Here is a 210-nt window from a genome sequence, read left to right on the forward strand (position 1 = left end):
GATTTTTGCCAACCCTGCCGCAGAGCGCCAACGCCAGGTCGAGATAAAGCAGCGCGAGCAGGATGAGCGGCTCGATGCGCGCTACGACGAACCGCGCCGGGCGGCCTTTCAGGCAGACTACGACCGCCAGGAAGCGCGCTTGCAGGCGCACATCGACGAGCATGCCAGCCACTACGCGCAGGTGTGTGAAAGCGCTGCTTTTCGCCTGAT

1 protein-coding gene is annotated in these 210 nt (G+C 63.8%); it reads left to right on the forward strand.

The genetic code is table 11. The annotated features are described in order from the left end of the window. Positions 1–210: hypothetical protein (locus FS665_RS23515; protein WP_178108407.1), on the forward strand; the 210-nt coding region annotated here is incomplete at both ends.

Source organism: Pseudomonas sp. URMO17WK12:I11 (genome assembly GCF_007677725.1).
GTDB lineage: Bacteria > Pseudomonadota > Gammaproteobacteria > Pseudomonadales > Pseudomonadaceae > Aquipseudomonas.